General features: G+C 46.5%; 13 protein-coding genes. 12 read left to right on the top strand and 1 reads right to left on the bottom strand.

The window, feature by feature from the left end; genetic code table 11:
• Positions 1 to 5: 5 nt before the first annotated feature.
• Positions 6 to 575 carry a hypothetical protein gene (locus tag MHI06_RS18035; protein ID WP_340398666.1) on the bottom strand — a complete coding sequence of 190 codons (570 nt, stop codon included), beginning with the start codon at positions 573 to 575 and terminating at the stop codon, positions 6 to 8.
• A 350-nt stretch (positions 576 to 925) separates the two neighbouring features.
• Between MHI06_RS18035 and MHI06_RS18030 the strand changes: the two genes are divergently transcribed.
• From MHI06_RS18030 to MHI06_RS17975, 12 genes are all read left to right on the top strand, one after another.
• Positions 926 to 2,332 carry an N-acetylmuramoyl-L-alanine amidase family protein gene (locus tag MHI06_RS18030; RefSeq protein ID WP_340398665.1) on the top strand — a complete coding sequence of 469 codons (1,407 nt, stop codon included), beginning with the start codon at positions 926 to 928 and terminating at the stop codon, positions 2,330 to 2,332.
• A 258-nt stretch (positions 2,333 to 2,590) separates the two neighbouring features.
• On the top strand, positions 2,591 to 4,000 hold the full coding sequence (locus tag MHI06_RS18025; RefSeq protein WP_169482519.1) for an N-acetylmuramoyl-L-alanine amidase family protein: 1,410 nt from the start codon (positions 2,591 to 2,593) through the stop codon (positions 3,998 to 4,000).
• Between the two features lie 35 nt (positions 4,001 to 4,035).
• The gene (locus tag MHI06_RS18020; RefSeq protein WP_169482521.1) at positions 4,036 to 4,707 is read left to right on the top strand and encodes a GerMN domain-containing protein; all 672 of its coding nucleotides are present in this window, start codon (positions 4,036 to 4,038) and stop codon (positions 4,705 to 4,707) included.
• A gap of 72 nt (positions 4,708 to 4,779) precedes the next feature.
• Entirely contained in the window at positions 4,780 to 7,518 is a 2,739-nt protein-coding gene (locus tag MHI06_RS18015; RefSeq protein ID WP_340398664.1) for an S-layer homology domain-containing protein, read from the top strand.
• Between the two features lie 163 nt (positions 7,519 to 7,681).
• Positions 7,682 to 8,377 carry an endonuclease III gene (nth, locus tag MHI06_RS18010; RefSeq protein ID WP_169482525.1) on the top strand — a complete coding sequence of 232 codons (696 nt, stop codon included), beginning with the start codon at positions 7,682 to 7,684 and terminating at the stop codon, positions 8,375 to 8,377.
• A 23-nt stretch (positions 8,378 to 8,400) separates the two neighbouring features.
• On the top strand, positions 8,401 to 8,673 hold the full coding sequence (locus MHI06_RS18005; RefSeq protein WP_017687779.1) for a hypothetical protein: 273 nt from the start codon (positions 8,401 to 8,403) through the stop codon (positions 8,671 to 8,673).
• 311 nt (positions 8,674 to 8,984) lie between these two features.
• Positions 8,985 to 12,671 (top strand): dynamin family protein, encoded by a 3,687-nt coding sequence (locus MHI06_RS18000; RefSeq protein WP_340398663.1) that lies wholly within the window; start codon positions 8,985 to 8,987, stop codon positions 12,669 to 12,671.
• 324 nt (positions 12,672 to 12,995) lie between these two features.
• Positions 12,996 to 14,768: an ABC transporter ATP-binding protein gene (locus tag MHI06_RS17995; RefSeq protein WP_169482529.1), complete on the top strand. Its 1,773-nt coding sequence runs from the start codon at positions 12,996 to 12,998 to the stop codon at positions 14,766 to 14,768.
• On the top strand, positions 14,765 to 16,615 hold the full coding sequence (locus MHI06_RS17990) for an ABC transporter ATP-binding protein (protein WP_169482531.1): 1,851 nt from the start codon (positions 14,765 to 14,767) through the stop codon (positions 16,613 to 16,615). Before MHI06_RS17995 ends, MHI06_RS17990 begins: the two co-directional genes overlap by 4 nt.
• Positions 16,616 to 16,826: 211 nt before the next feature.
• Positions 16,827 to 18,467 carry an AraC family transcriptional regulator gene (locus MHI06_RS17985; RefSeq protein WP_340398661.1) on the top strand — a complete coding sequence of 547 codons (1,641 nt, stop codon included), beginning with the start codon at positions 16,827 to 16,829 and terminating at the stop codon, positions 18,465 to 18,467.
• 129 nt (positions 18,468 to 18,596) lie between these two features.
• On the top strand, positions 18,597 to 19,586 hold the full coding sequence (locus tag MHI06_RS17980) for an ABC transporter substrate-binding protein (RefSeq protein WP_340398660.1): 990 nt from the start codon (positions 18,597 to 18,599) through the stop codon (positions 19,584 to 19,586).
• Positions 19,587 to 19,647: 61 nt separating this feature from the next.
• Positions 19,648 to 20,670 (top strand): NAD(P)/FAD-dependent oxidoreductase, encoded by a 1,023-nt coding sequence (locus tag MHI06_RS17975; protein ID WP_340398659.1) that lies wholly within the window; start codon positions 19,648 to 19,650, stop codon positions 20,668 to 20,670.
• Positions 20,671 to 20,696: the final 26 nt, after the last annotated feature.

The raw sequence follows: 20,696 nt of genomic DNA, 5'->3' as shown, positions 1-20,696 counted from the left end.
GTCATCTATACGTAGAACTCCTGATCCTTCTTAGCTGAATACTTCAACACATACTCCCCGTCATTCTCCAATTCTCTGGATGCAATTTTGATTTGGGTGTAGTCCAGTCGCGTCTCTTTAAGCACACGCTTAATGGCTTGAATCCCCAGTTTTTCATCCACAACATAGCAGTATATATTCAATGCGAACGCCGTGACTGGATTTGCTGTCTTACCCATATCATGCCCATCGACAACGCCTAGCCCTTTCCAGCCCAACTCACTGATCAGTGCTTCACTAGCCTTATCCTTGAGCCACAGATCACGTTTACTTCCTGCCATACTCTTCATGGGGTATTGGACGAGTAATATATAACTGTACTGATTGGAAGCTTGGTCATAGCCCTGGTCTGTGAAGCGCGTTAGAAAATCATTTTTATATTCAGTCTCATCACGATATGCAACCGGAAAATCTGTTCTGGTCGTTGTACCATAAGTCCCGACTGTACCGATATGTTCCACAACTTGTCCTTCTTCTAGCCAGTATTCCGCATAAAGTATCTTGCCATCTGATTCTTTCTTATATAGAGTGAGCATTCATTTCCCTCCTAATCGTATTTTTTATCTAATAATCAATTTTTTTTGCAATACTTCCTGTGCCAGTATATGTATACTTTAAAGTTACATTAATCGATGTAATAACGTCAATATATGACAGCCTTGAAACGAAATCGATATACATTCATGTGAAAAGTAAACTGTGCTTGAAAAGCCATCTCCTTTTATCACCTTATTTCCGACTGAATATGACAACGTTGTAACCGGATGAAGGGGGAATATCTGATAAACTGATTAGTAGATTATGGAAGGTTACATAGCGTCATTGATGTTACGCTACAGAGAATCAGGTCGGATGTTCAAATGACAAAAAGAATGGTGGATGAGGTATGAAAAAATGGTCGGCAGCAGTCGTTTTTCTTCTGTTTCTATGCTTATTTCCAATCATGGCCCATGCAGACACCACTCCCTCAATTGTGCTCGACGGTGTAACCATTAATCAGCAGACGGGAGCACCTGCAGAAAATATCGGAAAGACGGTTATGGTTCCGATCCGAATTGTGTCTGAGAACCTGGGTTATGAGGTGAAGTGGGAGAAGGCAACCCAGTCAGTCCAGGTTCAAAAAGGAAACAGCACGATTCGAATGACGGCTGGCAAAGATGCAGCTACAGTGAATGGAAACGTGGTGAACCTGGATTCGCCTCCACTGATCAAACAAGGAACAACGCTTGTTCCGTTACGTTTTGTCGGGGAAGGCATGGGTCTGCGTGTGGGCTGGGACAATGGAACCAAGACAGTAAGCCTATTTAGCATTCCACCCGTAGTTGGAACGGAAGGCGACAGTGACCCCGTCGAGACGCCTGTCCCGGACGGTCTGACAGAACTTCAAGGCATTAGCTTCAGCGGAGATCGCTTGATTGTAGCGACAAACGGCAATATTAGCCCGAAAGTGTCCAGTCTTGGTGGGCCAGACCGCATTATTGTTGATCTGCCTGCAGCGACATTTTCTCAGGAATTCATTCAGGGACAAGCCTCTAACGCGGATGGCAGCGGACAGATTCTCGTTACAGATTCATCTCTGGTTTCCAAAGTTCGGTATGCTATGTTCAGCAAGACGCCTTCCACTGTGCGTGTCGTTCTGGATCTGACTCAGACGGCCACAGCCAAATGGTCTGTTGGAGATAACAATGTCTTGCTCGTTGACCTGACAGCCACGAGTGGAGAACCCACAAGCCAACCGGCAGTGCCTACGAATGATGGCAAAACGATTGTGGTCATTGATCCGGGACATGGTGGTCGTCAATCTGGTGCAGTGAGTTTGTCAGGAGCTTATGAGAAGGATTTCAATCTGGCTGTAGGGCTGAAGGTGCAGGAACTCCTTCAACAATACCAAGATATTCAGACGGTCATTACACGCCAGGATGATACAGAGCTTTCGCTTAAACAGCGCGTAGATATTGCTGAATTGAATAAGGCAGATGTTTTTGTTTCCATTCATGGAAACAAATTCACTACACCCGTACCAAACGGCATTGAAACGCTCTATAGTCGCAAAGAAAGCAAGACTTTGGCTGACACTCTTCACAAATATGTCTTGCCGGTAACAGGACTCAAGGATCGTGGCGTTAAAACAGCGAGTCTGCATGTGACCCGGGAAACATCCATGCCTGCTGTGTTACTTGAACTTGGTTTTTTAAGTAACCCAACAGATGAAGCAGTTATGCTCACCGAAGAATACCAGGACAAATGTGCACAGGCAATTGTGGACGGAATCATTGAATTTTTGGGACTATAAAGTGAATTGTGCGTAAATATGAAGGTTAGGGTAGTACGTTGTTTAGAGATGTATATTTGATAAATAAGGAAAAAAACAGACATTAAAATGTAAAAAAAGCTTGATCTGACAACGTTTTTTTTCTGTTATGTTGGAATATATTCGCAACTTTTGAGAGCGAGGGGCGTCTAATAGGTGTCTGGTAATGCCCAAGCGGTCAGTCGGAGTTGGAAAATGACAACATGCGGCAAAAAAATATGAGAATGGTAGGGGTGAAGGATGAAGAAGTTCGGTTTTTTGGTACTGTTATTTGTCTTTGGGCTCGTTTTCCCGGGCTATAGTCATGCAGCAACAGACACGAAAATTATCCTAGACGGAAAAGAAATCGTACAGCCATCGGATACGAAGGCGGAAATTATCAACAGCAAGGTGATGGTTCCGATCCGGGTTGTGTCTGAAAATCTTGGGTATAGCGTGGAGTGGAAGCAGCAAACACAAACGGTGACTATTAGCAAAGACAACACTGCCATGCAGATGATTGTTGGACAGAAGACGGCAACGGTGAACGGCAGTAACGTAAACCTGGATGCCCCGCCACTCGTGAAAAATGGTACTACACTCGTGCCTCTCCGATTTATTGGTGAGGAAATGGGTCTAAAGGTGGGTTGGAACAATACCACGAAGACGGTAACATTAGTTACCCAGAATTCAGGTTCCGGAAACGGGACAACCACACCTCCGAACTCTGGCAATGAAGGCGGAGGATCGGATCAGGAAGGTCTTGTACTGGTGAACGGCATCAGCTTCAGCGACAACCGCTTCATGATTGCAACAAGCGGAAGTACGAAGCCGAACGTCTTCACGATGACAGGACCGGATCGAATCGTAATAGACTTGCCGAATACCGCATTTGCTGATTCATTCAGTGAAGGACAGGCTCTAGACAGCAACCAGAATGGACAACTCGTCGTTAGCGGTTATCCGGATGTGTCTAAGATTCGTTACTCGTTATACAGCAACAGTCCATCTACACTTCGTTTTGTGATCGATCTGTCCAGTTCAAAAGGGTACAGTGTGCAAAATGATTCCGGACTGATCATGGTTGACCTCAACAATCAAAGTGGTACGCCTGCCCCTCCAGTTGGTGATAATGGCAAAAAAATTGTCGTTATCGATGCAGGTCACGGAGATCAGGATCCTGGGGCAATCGGTATATCAGGCAAACGTGAAAAGGACTTCAATCTGGCAGTGACTCTGAAAGTGGAAGCCTTGTTGAAAAAAGAATCCAAAATTGACGTTGTGTTAACGCGCAGCGATGATACATTTTTGGCATTAAAAGAACGTGTGAAGATTGCACAGGACTTAAAAGCAGATATCTTCATCTCTATTCATTCTAACAGTGGTCCTGCTGCTGCGAATGGTGTAGAGACATTCTATACACGCTCCAACAGCAAAGCACTTGCTACAGTGATGCACAAGTATCTTTTGCAGTCTTCCGGACTGAAAGATCGTGGAGTGAAAACGGCAAGTCTCCATGTAACCCGTGAAACGACAATGCCAGCAGTTCTGCTGGAAGGAGGATTCCTTAGCAACAAGAGTGACGAGGCGGTAATGTTCACTGAAAGTTTCCAGAACAGCGTTGCCAAAGGCATTGTTGCAGGAATCAAGGAGTATCTGGGAATTAAATAAGGGACAAGCCCTTATGTTGAGGAGGCGGAGTTAGAATGAACAAGAAAATATGGATTGCAGCTTTGCTGGTAACGGTTATGGCAGTTGCTGCTGGATGTGGAAGCAAGCCAACAGCTGCTCCGAATCAGACGCAAGGCGCAGGAACCGAGACCAATGTGACCGAGGTTGAAGGCGAAACCATTACCGAACCGGTAACCGCTGAACCTGAAGAGAACACAACACCTTCAGAATCCACGGAAGGCAGCTCAGAAGAGACGACTACTCCGCCTAGCGGAACGTCCACGGAGACGCCAGCAACTTCCGAAGGTAATGAAAAGAAAACGATCACTGTATTCTATACGGATGAAGAAGAACTGGAGTTGCACAAAGCTTCGGCAGAGATTTCATATGCATCGGATGATGCCAAATACAAGGCAGCCTTTGAATCATTGCAACAGAGCAAAGACGCTAAACTTGTGCCACTGTGGGCGAAAGAAATTGAATTGAAATCTGTTCAGTTCAAGGATGGAGCCCTTACGTTGGATATTCATATGCCAGATACGGCACGTCTTGGTGCAGGTGGAGAATCTTATGCGCTGGATGCTCTGAAACAAACATTCTTCCAGTTTGATGAAGTTAAATCACTTGACTTACTGGTGGACGGTCAGCAGTCCGAGAGTCTGATGGGCCATGTGGATCTTGAACATCCAATGACAAGATCCGAATAGGCTGTACAGCATGCTGTCGTACCGTGAAGCCACGGAATATAGGTCGTTTTACATGAGAGAGGGGAATCATAGGTGACTTTTAAATATAACCATCCATCACACTCTAAAAAAGTAGTATCAGCCGTGCTTGCAGGCATGATGGCCCTTAGCGCCGGCGGAGCTGCCATGGCAGCAGAATCAACAGAAACGGGGCAGGGTCAGACTGCGGCAATAACGAATACGGCTGCACCAACTGGTTTGTTCAGTGACATCAAGGTCGGATACTGGGCTGAGAAACATGTGTACAAACTGGCATATCAAGGGATTCTTCTCGGTAATAATGGCCTGTTCCGTCCAGGAGACGCGGTTACACAGCAAGAAGCTGTAACGATGGCAATCCGTTTTATGAATCAAGAGGGCCAGTTGAATACCGACACGGCTGCGGCATTACCGACAAACATGGAAGTGGGAAATTATTTCAAGCCATATGTCGCGCTGGCACTTCAACTGGGACTGGTTGACAAGACGGAAGAATCAACGGTGGATGTATCCAAGACATCTTGGGGTCAAAAACCGGCTTCACGGGAATGGATTACGAAACTGTTAATCCGTTCATTGGACAAGGATGCTGAAGCCAAGGCTCAAAACAATCAATCCACCGGATTTGCTGATAATGCAGATATCTCCGAAAGTGGTAAAGGTTATGTCAATCTGGCTGTTAGCCTGGATCTGGCCAAAGGTGTAGAAGGCAACAAATTCAATCCAACTGGTTCCGTAACCCGTGCTCAGCTCGCTACCTTCTTCAGTCGTGGCGAATCGTTAACGGATACTAAATATCCGAACACATCCACGGGTTATGTGACTGGATTGAAAGATGGGCAGATCACGCTGGTTGTGGACGGCAAAGCCGTTAACTTCGCAGTGAACAGCAGTACGCCTTACTTTACGAAAGACAGTGAAACTCGTGCTTCATCCACCGATGTGAAACTATATACGAAAGTTATGATTGTAGGTTCTACAGGTGCGGCTTCCTATGTGGAAGTCGTTGATGCTACACCTCAGGTGGAAAGCGTTGAGGGGACTTTTGCACGTTCATTATCAGGAAATAAAATTGGTATCTTTGTAGGCGAAAATTACGAAACGTACAGTTATGATGAAGCAACTGCATTCATCGATCAGAATGGTAATGCAATCAAACTGTCCGATATTACAGCAGATAGCATCATCGAAGTACAGCGGGAGACGTTCTCGGCTGACAAAAAAACAGTCGTTATTCGTGTGAAATCCGGCATTGTGAACAAGAGTGACAATGGCGTCATTGCTGAAGTGTCTACCTCTGGCAAAACGATCAAACTTGTCAATGCAGCGGGTGCTACAGAACAGTTTGCATACAATGACAATCTACTTATCACATATCAAAACCGTATCCTGTCAGTAGCTGATCTGAAAGCCGGCAGTGCCGTGAAATATACCGTGAAAGACAGCATCGTGCAAACGATCGAGTTGTCTCAAGGTGTGGAACAGTCTGTGCGCGGAACATTGGTTGAGATCGGTGGCAACCAATCCACGTTAACGTTCAAACGTGAAGGGGGTTCCCTTGAGGCGAAATTGCTCAATGAAAAGCCGGAAGTCATCATCAATGGCATTCAGGATGCAACGTTGAATGATCTGATCACGGATGCAACGAACGGGGATCAGGTGGAGCTGACATTGAACTCTGACGATCAGGTAACGCGTATTCAGGTTATTGGACGTCAGATGGAGCCAATGAACGGGGTAACGGTTGTATCGTACAACAGTAAAACGAAGGTACTTACTGTATTGGACAACAACAAGAAGCCGTTTGTATTTACATTGGATGAGAAAACTAAACTGGATTACAATACGACCAAACCTACACTCGCTGGTCTGGAGTCGCTCTTAAATGATGGTCGCAAATTGGATCTGACCTATGTGGGAACACGTGCGTTGTCCGTTAAGGTGATTTATAAGTACGAAGGTACGATCAGCAGCATTGACACTTCTGGCAAAAAAATCAGTTTATTGTCTGGTAATCAGACGATCACAGTGCCTTATACTACCGCTCCTACAGTTGAAATCTATAACAAATCGGGCGCAAGTCTGGGAGATTTGAAAATCGGTGACAACGTTACCGTAACGCTTGGAGCAAATCAGGATGTGGTGCAGAAGGTTGCACTGAACACTGTGGCTCAATTTGAAGTGGTTGCCTTGGAAGCGAATGGTCGTATTCGAGTGAAATCGGATCTGTTGACAAGTCAGTTCTACGTGGATCAAGCGGTACTGACAGGAGAAAGTGGTCAGACGATCACGCCTTCACAACTGACAGCAGGCAACCTGATTAATGTAACGTTTGAAGGAGCTACGCCAAAAGCGGTTCAAGTCGTGAAGCGTACGCTGGCTGAAGTTACAGCGGTGGATGCTTCATCCGTAACGCTCAAGCAGTTTAATGGCCAGACTGAAACCGTGCCTGTTAGCGGTTCGGTTAAAGTCGTGAAATCTGGCTCTACATTAACTTCACTGACGAGTCTTACGGTTGGAGATCGTGTCGAAATGACAAAAGATACGGATAATTCCACACGCTTCAGAGTGCTGACTGTCATGAGCAAACAGTTCTGGTCTTATGATGGCGTTGGTAACCAGATTCTGGTTAAACGGGAATCGACAGCAGACACGAACTATCGTTTTGCACTCGGATCAAGTGTATTTGTTCACCAGGGTGACAATACTTTAAGCGTGCAATCTCTCAGAGATAATGATAATATTGTATTGTATCTCCTGAACAATGTAATTCTGGAGATTCAAAAACAGTAATCGTTTCTTTTCGAGGATCAAAAGAATGACCGTCTTGATACGGGATCTTTCCCGCATCAAGACGTTTTTTTTGCAAGCTTTTTGAGGTCCCCGCAAAGTACTTGGATGAAGCTTCGAAGTAAGGCTCCTCAGCATGGAGTCATTTTGTGGGAGGTAGCTCTTCATGAATGCAGCGACGGTTAGACATATACTCGAAACTATGGAAGCAATGTTTCCTGATGCACATTGCGAATTAAATCACAGCAATGCATTTGAATTGACGGTAGCTGTCCTTTTGTCTGCCCAGTGCACCGATGAAACGGTGAACAAGGTAACCGCAGATTTGTTTCAGAAATACAGAAGCCCAGCAGATTATCTGGTGGTTCCTCTCGAAGAGCTGGAACAGGATATTCGGCGAATCGGTTTGTATCGGAACAAGGCCAAGCATATTCAGAACATGTGCCGAATTTTAATAGAGCAGTATGGCGGTGATGTACCGCAGGAACATGATCAGCTTGTGACGCTACCAGGTGTCGGTCGGAAAACCGCGAATGTAGTTGTTTCCAATGCGTTTGGAGTACCGGCAATTGCGGTAGATACTCATGTTGAACGAGTATCCAAGCGACTGGCGCTTGCAGGTTGGGATGACTCCGTACTTGAAGTCGAAAAGAAACTAATGAAGCGCGTACCCCGGGATGAGTGGACTTTAACTCACCACCGGTTTATATTTTTTGGACGCTACCATTGCAAGGCACAGAACCCTGCGTGTCATATCTGTCCATTGCTGGACATATGCAGGGAAGGAAAAAAACGTATGAAAACGTCCCAAATCAGGAAAGATAAGGAACGTGTCACCACCCGAAAACGCAAAATAAATTAATGAGCAGAAAAGGATGAATAATCATGAAATGCATTTCCGTGTACACTGACAATTTTGAGGCCTTCTCCGATATTTTTGAACAAATCGTTGAACAGGAAATGGCTGAAAATGAAGAAAAAGAAGTAGAAGGTATCACAGTGAGTCATTCCGGCGACGTGCCTGAACATTATCTGGAGCGTATGTCCGTTAAACCAGAAGTTGTTGTTATGAGAGACAAAGGCAGAGACATCACGATTCTGCAACATGGACAAGTATTTGAAATTCTGCTGCCTTCCATGGAGAACGCAGTTTCATAAGAAATGATTAAACTATTGGTTCTGTTGCATTAATGTCATGAGAGTCATTGTGCTTAAGGTGATCTTATCGATATTCATGCAACAGATACTTGGCGTAAGCATTTTGCTACATGCCGAATATAGAACGTATTACGAGATAAAACCGACTTGGTCGGTTTTATCTTTTTTAGATTATAGAATTTATACGTTCATTTATGTATATTCAATTCCAACCGTTCAAATTCAAACTTGATAATGTTAAAATAAATGTTGTAAAAGAGATAGACGTCGAAACGGATGTCAAATTAGAGGAGCCAGGGGGAAGGCCAGTCATGTCCAGAACAGAATACCCAAAAGAAATGGCTAAACCTCTGCTTCCGCTGCGTGAAGCGATGGAGCAGACAGGGGACCATACGGCTGTACAGGCTTTAACGGATTTAATCAGCAAGGCGGAAATGAGACATCTGACGATTGCGTTCTGTGGTCATTTCTCTGCAGGCAAATCGAGTCTCATCAACAGTTTGTGCGGTAAGCGGGTGTTGCCTTCAAGTCCGGTGCCAACAAGTGCGAATGTGGTGTCCATACGTAATGGTAAGCCGAGAGCGCTTATTTATACATCCCCAAACGTAAGCGCTGACAATAGTGCAGGAACACTTGAAGTTTCTCCAGAGGAATTGGAGGCGTATTGCAAAAATGGCGGAGCGTACAGCTCGATTGAGGTATGGGATGATATTCCGCTGCTGAAAGATGATGCTGTCCTGCTGGATACACCAGGTGTGGATTCAACAGATCGCGGACATAGTCTCGCGACCCATTCAGCGCTTCATCTTGCGGATGTGGTGTTCTATGTCATGGACTATAATCATGTTCAGTCCGAGACAAACCTTTCATTTGCCAAAAGTCTGTCGGATTGGGGCAAACCGTTGTTTCTGATCGTGAACCAGATCGACAAGCATCGGGAGCGTGAGCTTTCGTTTGACCAATATACCGAAGGTGTGGAAGCTATATTTGCGGCCTGGGAAGTTAGATATGACGGACTGTTGTTTACTTCCCTTCGTGACAAGCAGCATCGTTACAACCAGTGGGATGTGCTTCCGGGACTCATTGGACACATGATGCAAGAGAAGGAAGCATTAATCACGCATAGTTTGGCAAGTTCGGCCAGTCATGTAACGGAGCAACATCTGACAAGGCAAGCGGAGAAACGTGAAGACGAAGAAAGTTCCCTGCTGGATGAGATTGGTGGCAAGGAAGGAATTGAACGCTTGGAACGAGAGCTGGAGCTTCTCGATCAGCAAGCAACAGACATTCGTACTGGGCCTTCGCGAGTGCGTGAGAAGTTCAGGGCAGAGCTTGAACCCCTTCTGGCGAATGCGAATCTTACACCTGCGGATATTCGTGCGTCTGCTGCTACCTATTTGGAGAGTCGCAAACCGGGATTCCGCGTGGGTTTATTGTTCTCAGGTGGCAAAACCGAGCAGGAGAAACAACGCCGTGCTTCTGAACTGGTCAGACTGTTACAGGATCAGGTTTCCGGACAAGTGGAGGTACATATTCGCACAATGCTCAGGCAGTTGGGTGAATCCCATCAGCTATGGGGAGCGGAGTGGGAGCAGGCGCTCAATGCGGAACTGCCTGCTGTAGATGAAGCGCTATTGGAGATGAAGCGCAGTGCCAGTGCGGAAGTGTCTCCAGAGTATGTGATTCAATTCAGCAAAGATCTGCGGGGCGAGATTGAGGCCCGCTATCGCAGGTCGGCCATGATGCTGGCCGACCGCATGCTAGAGGCGCTGGGCGCGCGAGGCGAGGCCGCGCTTCAGGCGCTGGACGCCAGCCGCGCAGCGCTGCTGGCGCAATCCGCGGCGGCGGCGCGCTACACGGCGCTCCAGCGCAGCGCCGCCGCAGAGGCAGCAGGGCTGCGCAGCCTGCTGCCCCATGCGGGCCCCCTCCCCTCCGGGCTATTGCCGGAGGTGAAGGGCCCGCACGTGCCCGCCGTGCCTGAACCGGGCGAAGCTCCCGGTTCGCATGCGGGCACGTCAACGTCTGTGGCTGCGCAGCCACAGACGCCAGAGGCACCGCCAGCTCAGCGCGCAGCCGCGGCGGCGGTGCCTGGGCCATCGGCGGCGGCTGGTGCTGAACGCCGCCGACGCCTGGACGCAGCAGCGGCACGGCTCGAAGCCGCTGCTGCGCTGGTGGAGCCGTACCCCGCCATGGGGTCGGCGGTACGGGATCTGCGTGCACGCGCGGCTTCGCTTGCGGGCGGCACGTTTACTTTGGCGCTGTTCGGAGCATTCAGCGCCGGCAAATCCTCCTTCGCCAACGCGTTGCTGGGCGAAGCTGTACTACCCGTCTCACCGCATCCAACGACAGCGGCGATTAACCGGATCATGGCTCCTGCCGGGGGCGCGGAGCATGGAACAGCCCGGGTCCGCATGAAGACCCGGGACGCCTTCCAGGAAGATCTCGGCTATTCCTTCCGATTGCTCGGACTCGGCGAGCCTGGAGCGGAGTGGCAGAAGCGAGTTAAATCGCTCTCGCCACAGGATGTGCATCCGGCGGGGCGCCCGCACTACAGCTTTTTGCAGGCGGCAGCATCCGGTTGGGAAGAGACAGCGGACCAGCTGGGTCAGGATGTGCTGGTGGATCTGGAGGGTTACCGTAACTTTGTCGCAAACGAGAAGAAGTCCTGTTTTGTAGACAGTATCGATCTGTATTACAGTTGCGATGTAACGGAACAAGGCATTGTGTTGGTGGACACGCCAGGAGCAGACTCCGTGAATGCTCGTCATACGGGTGTAACCTTCAATTATATGAAGAATGCGGATGCACTCATTTTCGTAACGTATTACAACCATGCGTTCTCTCAAGGAGATCGTCAGTTCCTGAACCAGTTGGGACGTGTCAAAGACAGTTCTGCCATGGATCAGATGTTCTTTGTTGTGAATGCCAGTGATCTGTCTTCCTCTGAGGAAGAACTGGATCAGGTTCTCGATCATGTGAGTACCCAACTGCGCAGTAATGGAATTCGGGCACCAAGACTTTTCCCGGTATCAAGCATACAGGCGATGGAAGGCAAGATGGCCGGGGATTCGAATCTGCTGGAGCAATCCGGATTTATCCGGTTTGAGGAAGAGTTCAACCAATTTGCTGGCAGAGAATTAGCCGATCTTGCCGTCGGTGGTGCTTCCGAAGAGATGGCACGTGTCATTCAGCGGCTGAAGAAGCGTGCGGAGGATGCAGCTCAGGGTGAGGAAGCATTGCAGCAGCGGCGGGATGAACTGGAGACCATTCAGGGACAGTCACGTCAACGCATACAGCGACTTGCAGAGCGATCCATGAAGGAAGAATTGTCTCAGGAAACAGCAGAATTGCTGTTCCATGTGCGGCAGCGACTTGCCTATCGTCTTGGTCTATTCATGGCAGAAGCATTCCATCCATCCGTACTTCGGGAGGATCGTGGCAATTTGAAGACGGCTTTTGCAGCCTGTGGACGTGAACTGTTACGCATGATTGCCATCGAACTGGAGCAGGAACTGCTCGCCACAACCCTCAGACTCGAACAGGCAGGTCAGACCTGGCTGATGAAGCAAGTTACGGAATGTATAGACGAGGTGAGACAGTTATCTGGGGGTGTAGATGTATCACTGCCACTGAACGAACGTTGGAGTACACCTGTGCTTGAAGAGGTTCGGCTGGAAGAACCGTCCGGATGGAAAAGCTATTTGAATTACTTCCGTAATCCGAAGCAGTTCTTCGAAGGGGATGGGCGTCAGCGGTTACAAGAGGCACTTGATCCTGTCCTCAAACAGATGATCATTGAAGTTCTTCCTGCTGCGCAAGACAAGCTGATTCAGTTTTATGACAACCAGCTTCTTCAATCCTTGCAACACCAATCCCGACAGTTGGAAGAACGTCTGGACGAGGCGGTGAGCGGAATTCAAGATACCCTGGAAAGCGGAATTCCTGCCGAGCAATGGTCGAGCTTGTCTGTACAACTGGAACAGATGGAACGCAGTTAAATTCGCGGTATAACGCGTAATCTATGGAAGTCTTTGTAAAACAAAATGAATGATACAGCAACAGATTGAAAATGTTGCGTAAATCAACCCAAAAAGGCTCCTGCCGAAAAGGCATACAGGGAGCCTTTTTTTGGTACGAACAACCTGAAATAAAGAGAATATTCAAACATTTGATTGAAAGGTGGGTATTTACCTTCGTTAATGCGTCAATAAGCTGAAAGCAGGCAGAATATGGTCTGTTATTCGCTTTGCCGCGAATGGGGTACGGTGATAAACTTCATAAATGTTCATAGTATTTTTGAACGACATAAGAGGAGGAGAAACATGGATGTTCTTAGGCAACTGCAAACCTTTTTTTGGGAAAAGCGAACGTATTTATTTGTATCAATCTTGTTCCTCGCCTTAGCGACCGCACTTGGGTTAGTGTATCCGTACATGCTGAGGATACTGATTGATGACATTATTGTTCCGCGAACTTTTGAAGACGTTCCCATAATTGCCTTGACTGTGTTAGGTGTAGTTATTTTGAAAGCGGGAATGCAGTTTTTACATGGGTTTTTTGGAGGGCGCTTGGGTAACTTCCTGGCGTACAGACTTCGTAACGCATGTTACGAAAAGCTTCAATTTTTATCCTTCCGTTATTATGATACGGCCAAGACAGGTGATCTGATGTCCCGCCTCACGGGAGATTTGGAAGCCATCCGTAACTTTATCGGATTTGGTTTCGCCCAGATTCTTAACATGATTTTCATGGTCGTATTCGGCGCAATCATGATGATGACCATGAGTTGGCAGCTTACGCTGTTCACGCTCATATGCATCCCATTACTTGCCTTCGTTGCGCTGAGATTCGAATCCAAAATTCACCCTGCGTTTCAGGAGATGCGGCTGGCGCTCAGTTCACTGACGACAGCGGTACAGGAGAATATCACTGGCGTACGTACGGTAAAATCCTTTGCACGTGAGCCATATGAAGTGGAGAAATTCTCCACACGTAATGAACGTTACAAGACGAATCAGATTCATGCCGCAACATTGTGGAGTCGCTATTTTCCGATCATGGAGATTCTTGCTTCGGTAAGCATCGTGCTGTTGCTGGTGATCGGTGGAAGAATGGTTATACAGAAGACGCTGACACTCGGTGAACTCGTTGCCTTTTTCAGTTTGATCTGGTACATAATCGGTCCAATGTGGAACCTTGGGTTCCATATCAACAACTATACGCAATCCAAAGCTTCAGGTGAACGGGTGCTCGAACTGCTGAATACGCCAGTGGATGTTGAAGAAACGCAAGATCCGGTCATTGTGGAGGCAGACCAGGTGAACGGCCATGTGACATTTGAATCCGTTACCTTTGCCTACGGCAACAAAATGCCAGCGGTAACTGATATTAATTTTGATGCTGCACCCGGTTCTGTAATCGGTTTCCTCGGGGGAACAGGTTCAGGTAAATCGACCATCATTCAGCTTCTGATGCGTGCATATAACGTCAACTCGGGTTCGATCAAGCTGGATGGCAAAAATATCAAAGACATAGGCATCCGCAGTTTGCGGAGTCAGATCGCTTCTGTTTTCCAGGAAACATTCCTGTTCTCATCCAGTATTCGTAATAATATTTCCTACGGACTTAAGAACGTCACCACGGATGAGATTATCCGTGCAGCCAAGCTGGCCAAGGCTCATGACTTCATTATGGAGTTCCCGGATGGATATGACACGGTGGTTGGTGAACGCGGCATGGGATTATCGGGTGGACAGAAACAGCGGATTGCGATCGCAAGGGCTTTGCTGAAAAATCCGAAAATTCTGGTACTTGATGATGCAACCAGCGCCGTGGATATGGAGACGGAACATGAGATTCAATCCGGTTTCCAGGAAGTTATGCGCGGCAGAACGACATTTATTATTGCACACCGGATATCTTCACTACGACATGCAGATGAGATTCTGGTGCTTGATGAAGGTCGCGTGGTACAACGTGGTAAACATACCGAACTCATTGAAGTGCCTGGACCATACCAGGATGTTTATAAAATTCAATATGCAGATTATATTGCCCGCGGTAAGCGGGAGGCTGGGGAGCAGGTGAATTCATGAGTGCCGAAACGATAGCAGACAGGCGCGAGGCCAAAGGCGCCTCTGAGAAGAAACTGAATGAACGATTTGTGTATCAGGACGATGAAATTATTGAAAAGCCGTTTAACTGGAAAGAATTCGGACGTTTGTTTGCATACATGAAACCATATGCGAAACAACTGCTACCACTCGTTATTCTAATGATGATCTTGGGTACCATTACGAAATTGTCCGTACCATTTCTGATCAGTCTGGCGATTGACCGGGCCATCGCACCGGCAACAGGGTTGCCAAGTATGACTATGCTTTATTGGATAGCAGGCTCTATATTATTCTTGTATCTCGTTCAATGGGCTGCCAATACGTACCGGATCAAACTGACCAATATTATTGGACAGCGCGTTATTTATGATCTTCGCTCGGATCTGTTCAAGCATATCCAGAAGCTGTCCTTTAACTTTTTTGACAAAAGACCGGCAGGTTCGGTACTGGTACGTGTTACGAATGATATTAACTCCCTTCAGGATCTGTTTACCAACGGTGCAGTTAACGTCATGATCGACTGCGTACAGCTCCTAGGGATCATTGTGATCCTGCTGTTGATTAACTGGAAACTGGGTCTTGCCGTAATTATTACGGTACCGATCATGTTTATCATCTCGACCAAACTGCGGGTGCTGATCCGTCGTGCCTGGCAGGATGTGCGCATGAAAAACTCTCGGATTAACTCCCACTTGAATGAATCCATTCAGGGGATTCGAGTGACTCAGGCTTACACACAGGAAAAAGAGAACATGAAGTATTTTGACAACATGAATCTGTCCAGCAAAAAGTCATGGGATAGAGCATCAGCGATGAACCAGGGCTTCGGACCACTGATTGAGATTACTGGTGGATTCGGTACATTAATCCTCTTCTGGTTTGGTGCTTACCTGATTCAGGAAGGTCAATTGACTGTGGGATTACTTGTTGCTTTTGCCAACTATGTCGGCAACTTCTGGGACCCAATCAACCGTCTGGGACAGATGTATAATCAGCTGTTGGTTGCGATGGCATCATCGGAGCGTATCTTCGAATTCATGGATGAAAAGCCAAGTATCGCAGATAAACCAGGTGCCAAGCCACTTCCTTCTATTAAAGGAGATATCGCATTCGAAAATGTGGTGTTCGAATACGAGAAGGGCAGACAGGCGCTGAAAGGAATCAGTTTCTCTGCGGCTGCTGGCCAATCGATTGCACTTGTCGGTCATACGGGCTCAGGTAAAAGTACGATCATCAATCTGATCAGTCGTTTCTATGATATATCTGGCGGACGTCTCACCATTGACGGACAGGATGTGCGGGATGTAACGGTAGAGAGTTTACGCAGCCAGATCAGTATTGTATTGCAGGATACGTTCATCTTCTCGGGCACCATTCGTGACAATATTCGATTTGGACGATTGGATGCAACCAATGAAGAAGTGGAGGACGCGGCAAAAGCAGTCAATGCACATGAGTTCATCATGAAGCTGCCTGGCGGATATGATACCGAAGTAGAGGAACGCGGTAACGTATTGTCCATGGGACAACGGCAATTGTTATCCTTTGCCCGTGCGCTCCTCGCTAATCCGCGCATATTGATTCTGGATGAAGCTACAGCCAGCATCGACACCGAAACAGAGCTGAAAATTCAGGAAGCGTTGAAGGTACTGTTACAGGGAAGAACGTCCTTTATGGTCGCTCACCGTCTCTCCACTATCCGGAATGCAGATAACATTATCGTCTTGGATCATGGTGAAATTAAAGAAGAAGGAAACCATGAGCAGCTTATTCAAAAACAAGGCATCTATAATGGATTAATAGAAGCTCAATACAGATTTTTGTAATGAACTTCTTGGACGCCCATTAAGCGTCTGATCACCTATGAACTTATAACACTCTGGCGTTCTTTAGCCTGATCCTTCAATAATAAGTACATCTTATTCATTGAAGACAGGCATAGAGGATAGCCGGAGTGTTTTTTTTAATCGTTAGTGTGGTATGTTATATTTTTGAAGAATGGAATGAATACAAGCGTTCATGGCTGGAGGGAGATCAATGCAGATGCACAACAACGAAATAAAATCAGAGCATTTTGATCGCCTGGATCATATGAACTTTAGGCTCATTAATGTCAATTATACGAGTGGTCCTGCCACGGAGTGGCTTCTGAGGAAACACTTCATTGAAACATACATGTTATTATTTGTAGCCAGTGGACAAGGGTGGTTAAAGATCGATGGGAGTTTCATCGAATTAAAGGCTGGCGGACTGTACGTAGGCTTCCCGGGGCAGCTGGTTGAGGCAAATGTGCGTTCGTTGGATGAACGAGGCGTGTATCACATGAACTTTGATGTCATGTACGCACTGGAGCAGGAGGGTGAAACAGCCCTGGATATGATGAAACAACTTTTGCGTAATGAAGTGAATGGTGAGGTCACCTCATCTTCACCCGTTGCTGTTGGCGTGATCTGCCAGATGATTTACCACCATACATTGAAGAAGGATGGCTTGCAACGGTACTATGGTCAAATTCGTTTCCAGGAACTGCTGTATACCATGTTTTACGATGGAGCCTATGCAGAAAAGACGGATCTGACTTCACCGATTGAACATGTTAAAGCCTATATGGAGCAGAATTACGCGAAGAGATTAACCATCGAGGAATTAGCAAATGTTGCACGAATGAGCCCGCGACACTTCATGCGTTTATTCAAAAAAAGATATGGCTACAGTCCAGTGGATTATTTGACCTTTTATCGAATCAAACAAGCCCAGATCTTAATGAGAAATGATCACAGTTATCGACTCAAGGATGTGGCATCGTACGTGGGTTATCAGGATGAGACGTATTTCCGTCGTAAATTTAAACAAATCTCCGGTATTCCACCGGCAGCATTTATACGTAATAGCAAACAAAAAATTGCTGCGGTTCATTCTGTGAGCATTGGCATACTGCTTGCATTGCAGATCATTCCCTGTGCTGCGCGTGCAAGTCATCCGTGGACATACTATTACAGACGTAAATATGAAACGGACAAAGTTATGCCACTCGCAGAGGGGGAGACCATCTGGCTGGAACAGCTTCGATTAGTTAAACCTGATTATATTATTACCGCTGGCACGGAGTCTGCGATTCTGCAAAGTCAGCTTCGTTCCATTGCTCCTGTGTGTGATCTCCCGTGGGAAAAAGGCGATTGGAGAGAACATTTGAGATATGTTGCAAGCTTTTTGGACAGGTCGGATATTGCAGAGGTATGGCTTCAAAGATATGAAGAGAAGGCAACAATTATTAAGAATCAGCTTGCAGATTTCATACGTAAAGACAGGCTGGTTGTGCTCAAAGTATATGGCGAAAAATTGCAGATGTTAGGCCAAAGGAGCATTGCTTCCGTTTTTTACGTTGATATGCAAATGGAGGGTCCCGAAGGAATTGAGACTTATTGGGAACGGGGCACAGTGAGCATTAAGGAGCTGTCTGTTCTCAACGTTGAAAGAATATTACTGATTGTGGGTGATGATGAGACATCCAGGCAGACATGGACTGATGTACGGAAGTCTGAAGAATGGCTTGCGTTGTTGGCGGTGCAGAATGGCAGAGTGGACATCCTTTTGTCGAGCGTCCTGCTGGACTACACTGCGTTTACCCATGAGCTTATGTTGGATGAAATATTAAAACTATGGCAAGATCGTCCATAGCAAAAAGTCTGAATAGTCAATATCATGCCAGAAGATATTTTATTATACTACTCCTATATCTTAGTGATAATGATAATTATTATTGATTAAACATTGTCATATTAATGACCTATAGGGGGTACATACAGAATGAGATTCAGATGGTTAACCGTAATATGCACAATGATGTTGATGCTCGTTATTTCGGCTTGCGGGGCAGCAGGCAAAGAAGCATCCACGAGCGAGGGACAAGAAGCGGGTACCGCTAATTCTTCAACAACAGAAGCAAGTCAGGTGAAGAAAGTGAACACGGAAATGGGAGAAGTTGAAATTCCGGTAAATCCGCAAAAAGTAGTGGGTTTGTCCGTTGTATATCCAGAATTTTTATATTCACTTGGCATCGTACCCATTGCTGTACAGAACTACCATGAGGATTTTCCTTCTTACTTGCAAGAGCCATTCGCAAACACGATGAAAATGGGAATAGGAAGAACGCCTAACTTTGAAGCCCTGATGGAGGCAGCTCCGGATTTGATTATCGCCCCTGACTGGTGGTCTAAAAAGGACTATGATCAACTTACTCTGATTGCACCTACCGTACTTTTGCCACAGCGTGATGATTGGCGCGATGAACTGCGGGATATGGCCAAAATTCTGGACAAAGAAGAACAGGCAGAAAAGGTAATTCAGGATTTGGTAGCAAAGGAGAAGGTAGCTGCCGACAAATTGCACAATCTGATTGGTGAGGAGACGGTTCTCTACATTAGAGTGATGGAAAAAGAAATCGTACTTCATGGCGAGAATCTCGACCGAGGAAACTTTGTCCATAAACGATTGGGAATGAATCCACTTCCTAATTTCCCGAAAGATCAAACAGCCATGTCCGTATCCTTGGAAGTACTGCCTGAATACGACGCAGATCATCTGATCGTTCAGCTGGATGATGAGACAAATCCGGAAATTAAAAAGAAATTTGAAGATATGTTATCGACATCGTTATGGAAAAATCTGAAAGCTGTCAAGCAGGACCATGTTTACATGGTGGGTGGCAAGGAATGGTTCAATCTGGGAATGTCTCCGCTTGCCGACGAATATGTCATTGATGATATTGTGACTGCTTTTGAAGAAAAAAATAAATAAAGCATCTGCATCTGTTACATGAATCTCTAGTTCATAACTCAATTAACAGGGGGTGTTTAAAATGAATGAAGAAGATGTCTATGATGTAACCATCATTGGAGGCGGCCCTGCTGGCATGTATGCAGCTTTTTATGCAGGGATGCGTGATATGAAAGTCAAAATCATAGAAGGGAAAGACCAGCTTGGTGGTTTTCTGCATACCTATTCGGAAAAAACAATTTGGGATGTAGGTGGACTGCCACCTATGAAATGTTCGAAGTTGATCGAATGGCTTGTTCAGCAAGCGAATACGTTTAATCCAACGGTTGTATTGAATTGCCAGGTAGAAAGGTTCTCCCGACTGGATAACGGAATATGGAGTATGTATACCGCTGGAGGGGAGATACACTATACGCGTACGATCATTGTCGCAGTAGGCCGCGGTATCGCAGAGATTCAGAAGCTGGAGCTTCAGGAGCCGATTGAATATGAGCAAGAGAATCTTCATTACACCGTGCAAAATCCAGAACATTTCGCTGGGAAGCGTGTACTCATTTCGGGTGGAGGCAACAGTGCTGTAGACTGGGCAATTGAACTTGCTAAACTTGCTCGCAGCGTAGTCGTAATCCACCGGAATACTGAGTTTCGTGCAATGGAACGGAATGTCAGCGAGATGAACAACATAACGGATGTGAGAACGCCATATAGCATCACGCAACTTCATAACAATGGTAAGCGAATCGAGAAGGTTGTGATTACGCATATGGAAAGTCAGGACAATGTAGTGTTAGAAGTGGATGAAGTCGTCATTAGTCACGGATATAAAAGCAATCTAAGTGATCTTGCCAGTTGTGGCTTAGAAATGAACGATGGAATGGTTCTAATGAGCCACCATGCACAGACGAGTCTCCCTGGTGTTTTTGCAGCAGGGGACTGTGCGACGCACGAAAGCAAAGTTAGACTCATTGCAGGAGCCTTCAATGATGCGATCGTGGCAGTCAATAGTGCCAAACAATATATGACGCCCGACGCACCCAAGATGGCTTATGTTTCTTCCCATAATGAAATCTTCAGAGAAAAAAATCGACAAATCCCAAGTCATTAAACTTGGGATTTGTTAGCGTATTCCGA

The organism is Paenibacillus sp. FSL H8-0079, assembly GCF_037991315.1.
GTDB lineage: Bacteria > Bacillota > Bacilli > Paenibacillales > Paenibacillaceae > Paenibacillus.
The sequence above is the reverse complement of the archived record's forward strand: the minus strand, read 5'-3'. Positions and strand labels throughout refer to the sequence as shown.

Excerpts from the sequence above, each read along its gene's own strand:
- MHI06_RS18020 (WP_169482521.1), top strand. The coding sequence starts at position 4,036 with ATGAACAAGAAAATATGGATTGCAGCTTTGCTGGTAACGGTTATGGCA.
- nth (WP_169482525.1), top strand. The coding sequence starts at position 7,682 with ATGAATGCAGCGACGGTTAGACATATACTCGAAACTATGGAAGCAATG.
- MHI06_RS17985 (WP_340398661.1), top strand. The coding sequence starts at position 16,827 with ATGCAGATGCACAACAACGAAATAAAATCAGAGCATTTTGATCGCCTG.
- MHI06_RS18005 (WP_017687779.1), top strand. The coding sequence starts at position 8,401 with ATGAAATGCATTTCCGTGTACACTGACAATTTTGAGGCCTTCTCCGAT.
- MHI06_RS18035 (WP_340398666.1), bottom strand. The coding sequence starts at position 575 with ATGCTCACTCTATATAAGAAAGAATCAGATGGCAAGATACTTTATGCG.
- MHI06_RS18025 (WP_169482519.1), top strand. The coding sequence starts at position 2,591 with ATGAAGAAGTTCGGTTTTTTGGTACTGTTATTTGTCTTTGGGCTCGTT.
- MHI06_RS18000 (WP_340398663.1), top strand. The coding sequence starts at position 8,985 with ATGTCCAGAACAGAATACCCAAAAGAAATGGCTAAACCTCTGCTTCCG.
- MHI06_RS17995 (WP_169482529.1), top strand. The coding sequence starts at position 12,996 with ATGGATGTTCTTAGGCAACTGCAAACCTTTTTTTGGGAAAAGCGAACG.
- MHI06_RS17990 (WP_169482531.1), top strand. The coding sequence starts at position 14,765 with ATGAGTGCCGAAACGATAGCAGACAGGCGCGAGGCCAAAGGCGCCTCT.
- MHI06_RS17980 (WP_340398660.1), top strand. The coding sequence starts at position 18,597 with ATGAGATTCAGATGGTTAACCGTAATATGCACAATGATGTTGATGCTC.
- MHI06_RS18030 (WP_340398665.1), top strand. The coding sequence starts at position 926 with ATGAAAAAATGGTCGGCAGCAGTCGTTTTTCTTCTGTTTCTATGCTTA.
- MHI06_RS17975 (WP_340398659.1), top strand. The coding sequence starts at position 19,648 with ATGAATGAAGAAGATGTCTATGATGTAACCATCATTGGAGGCGGCCCT.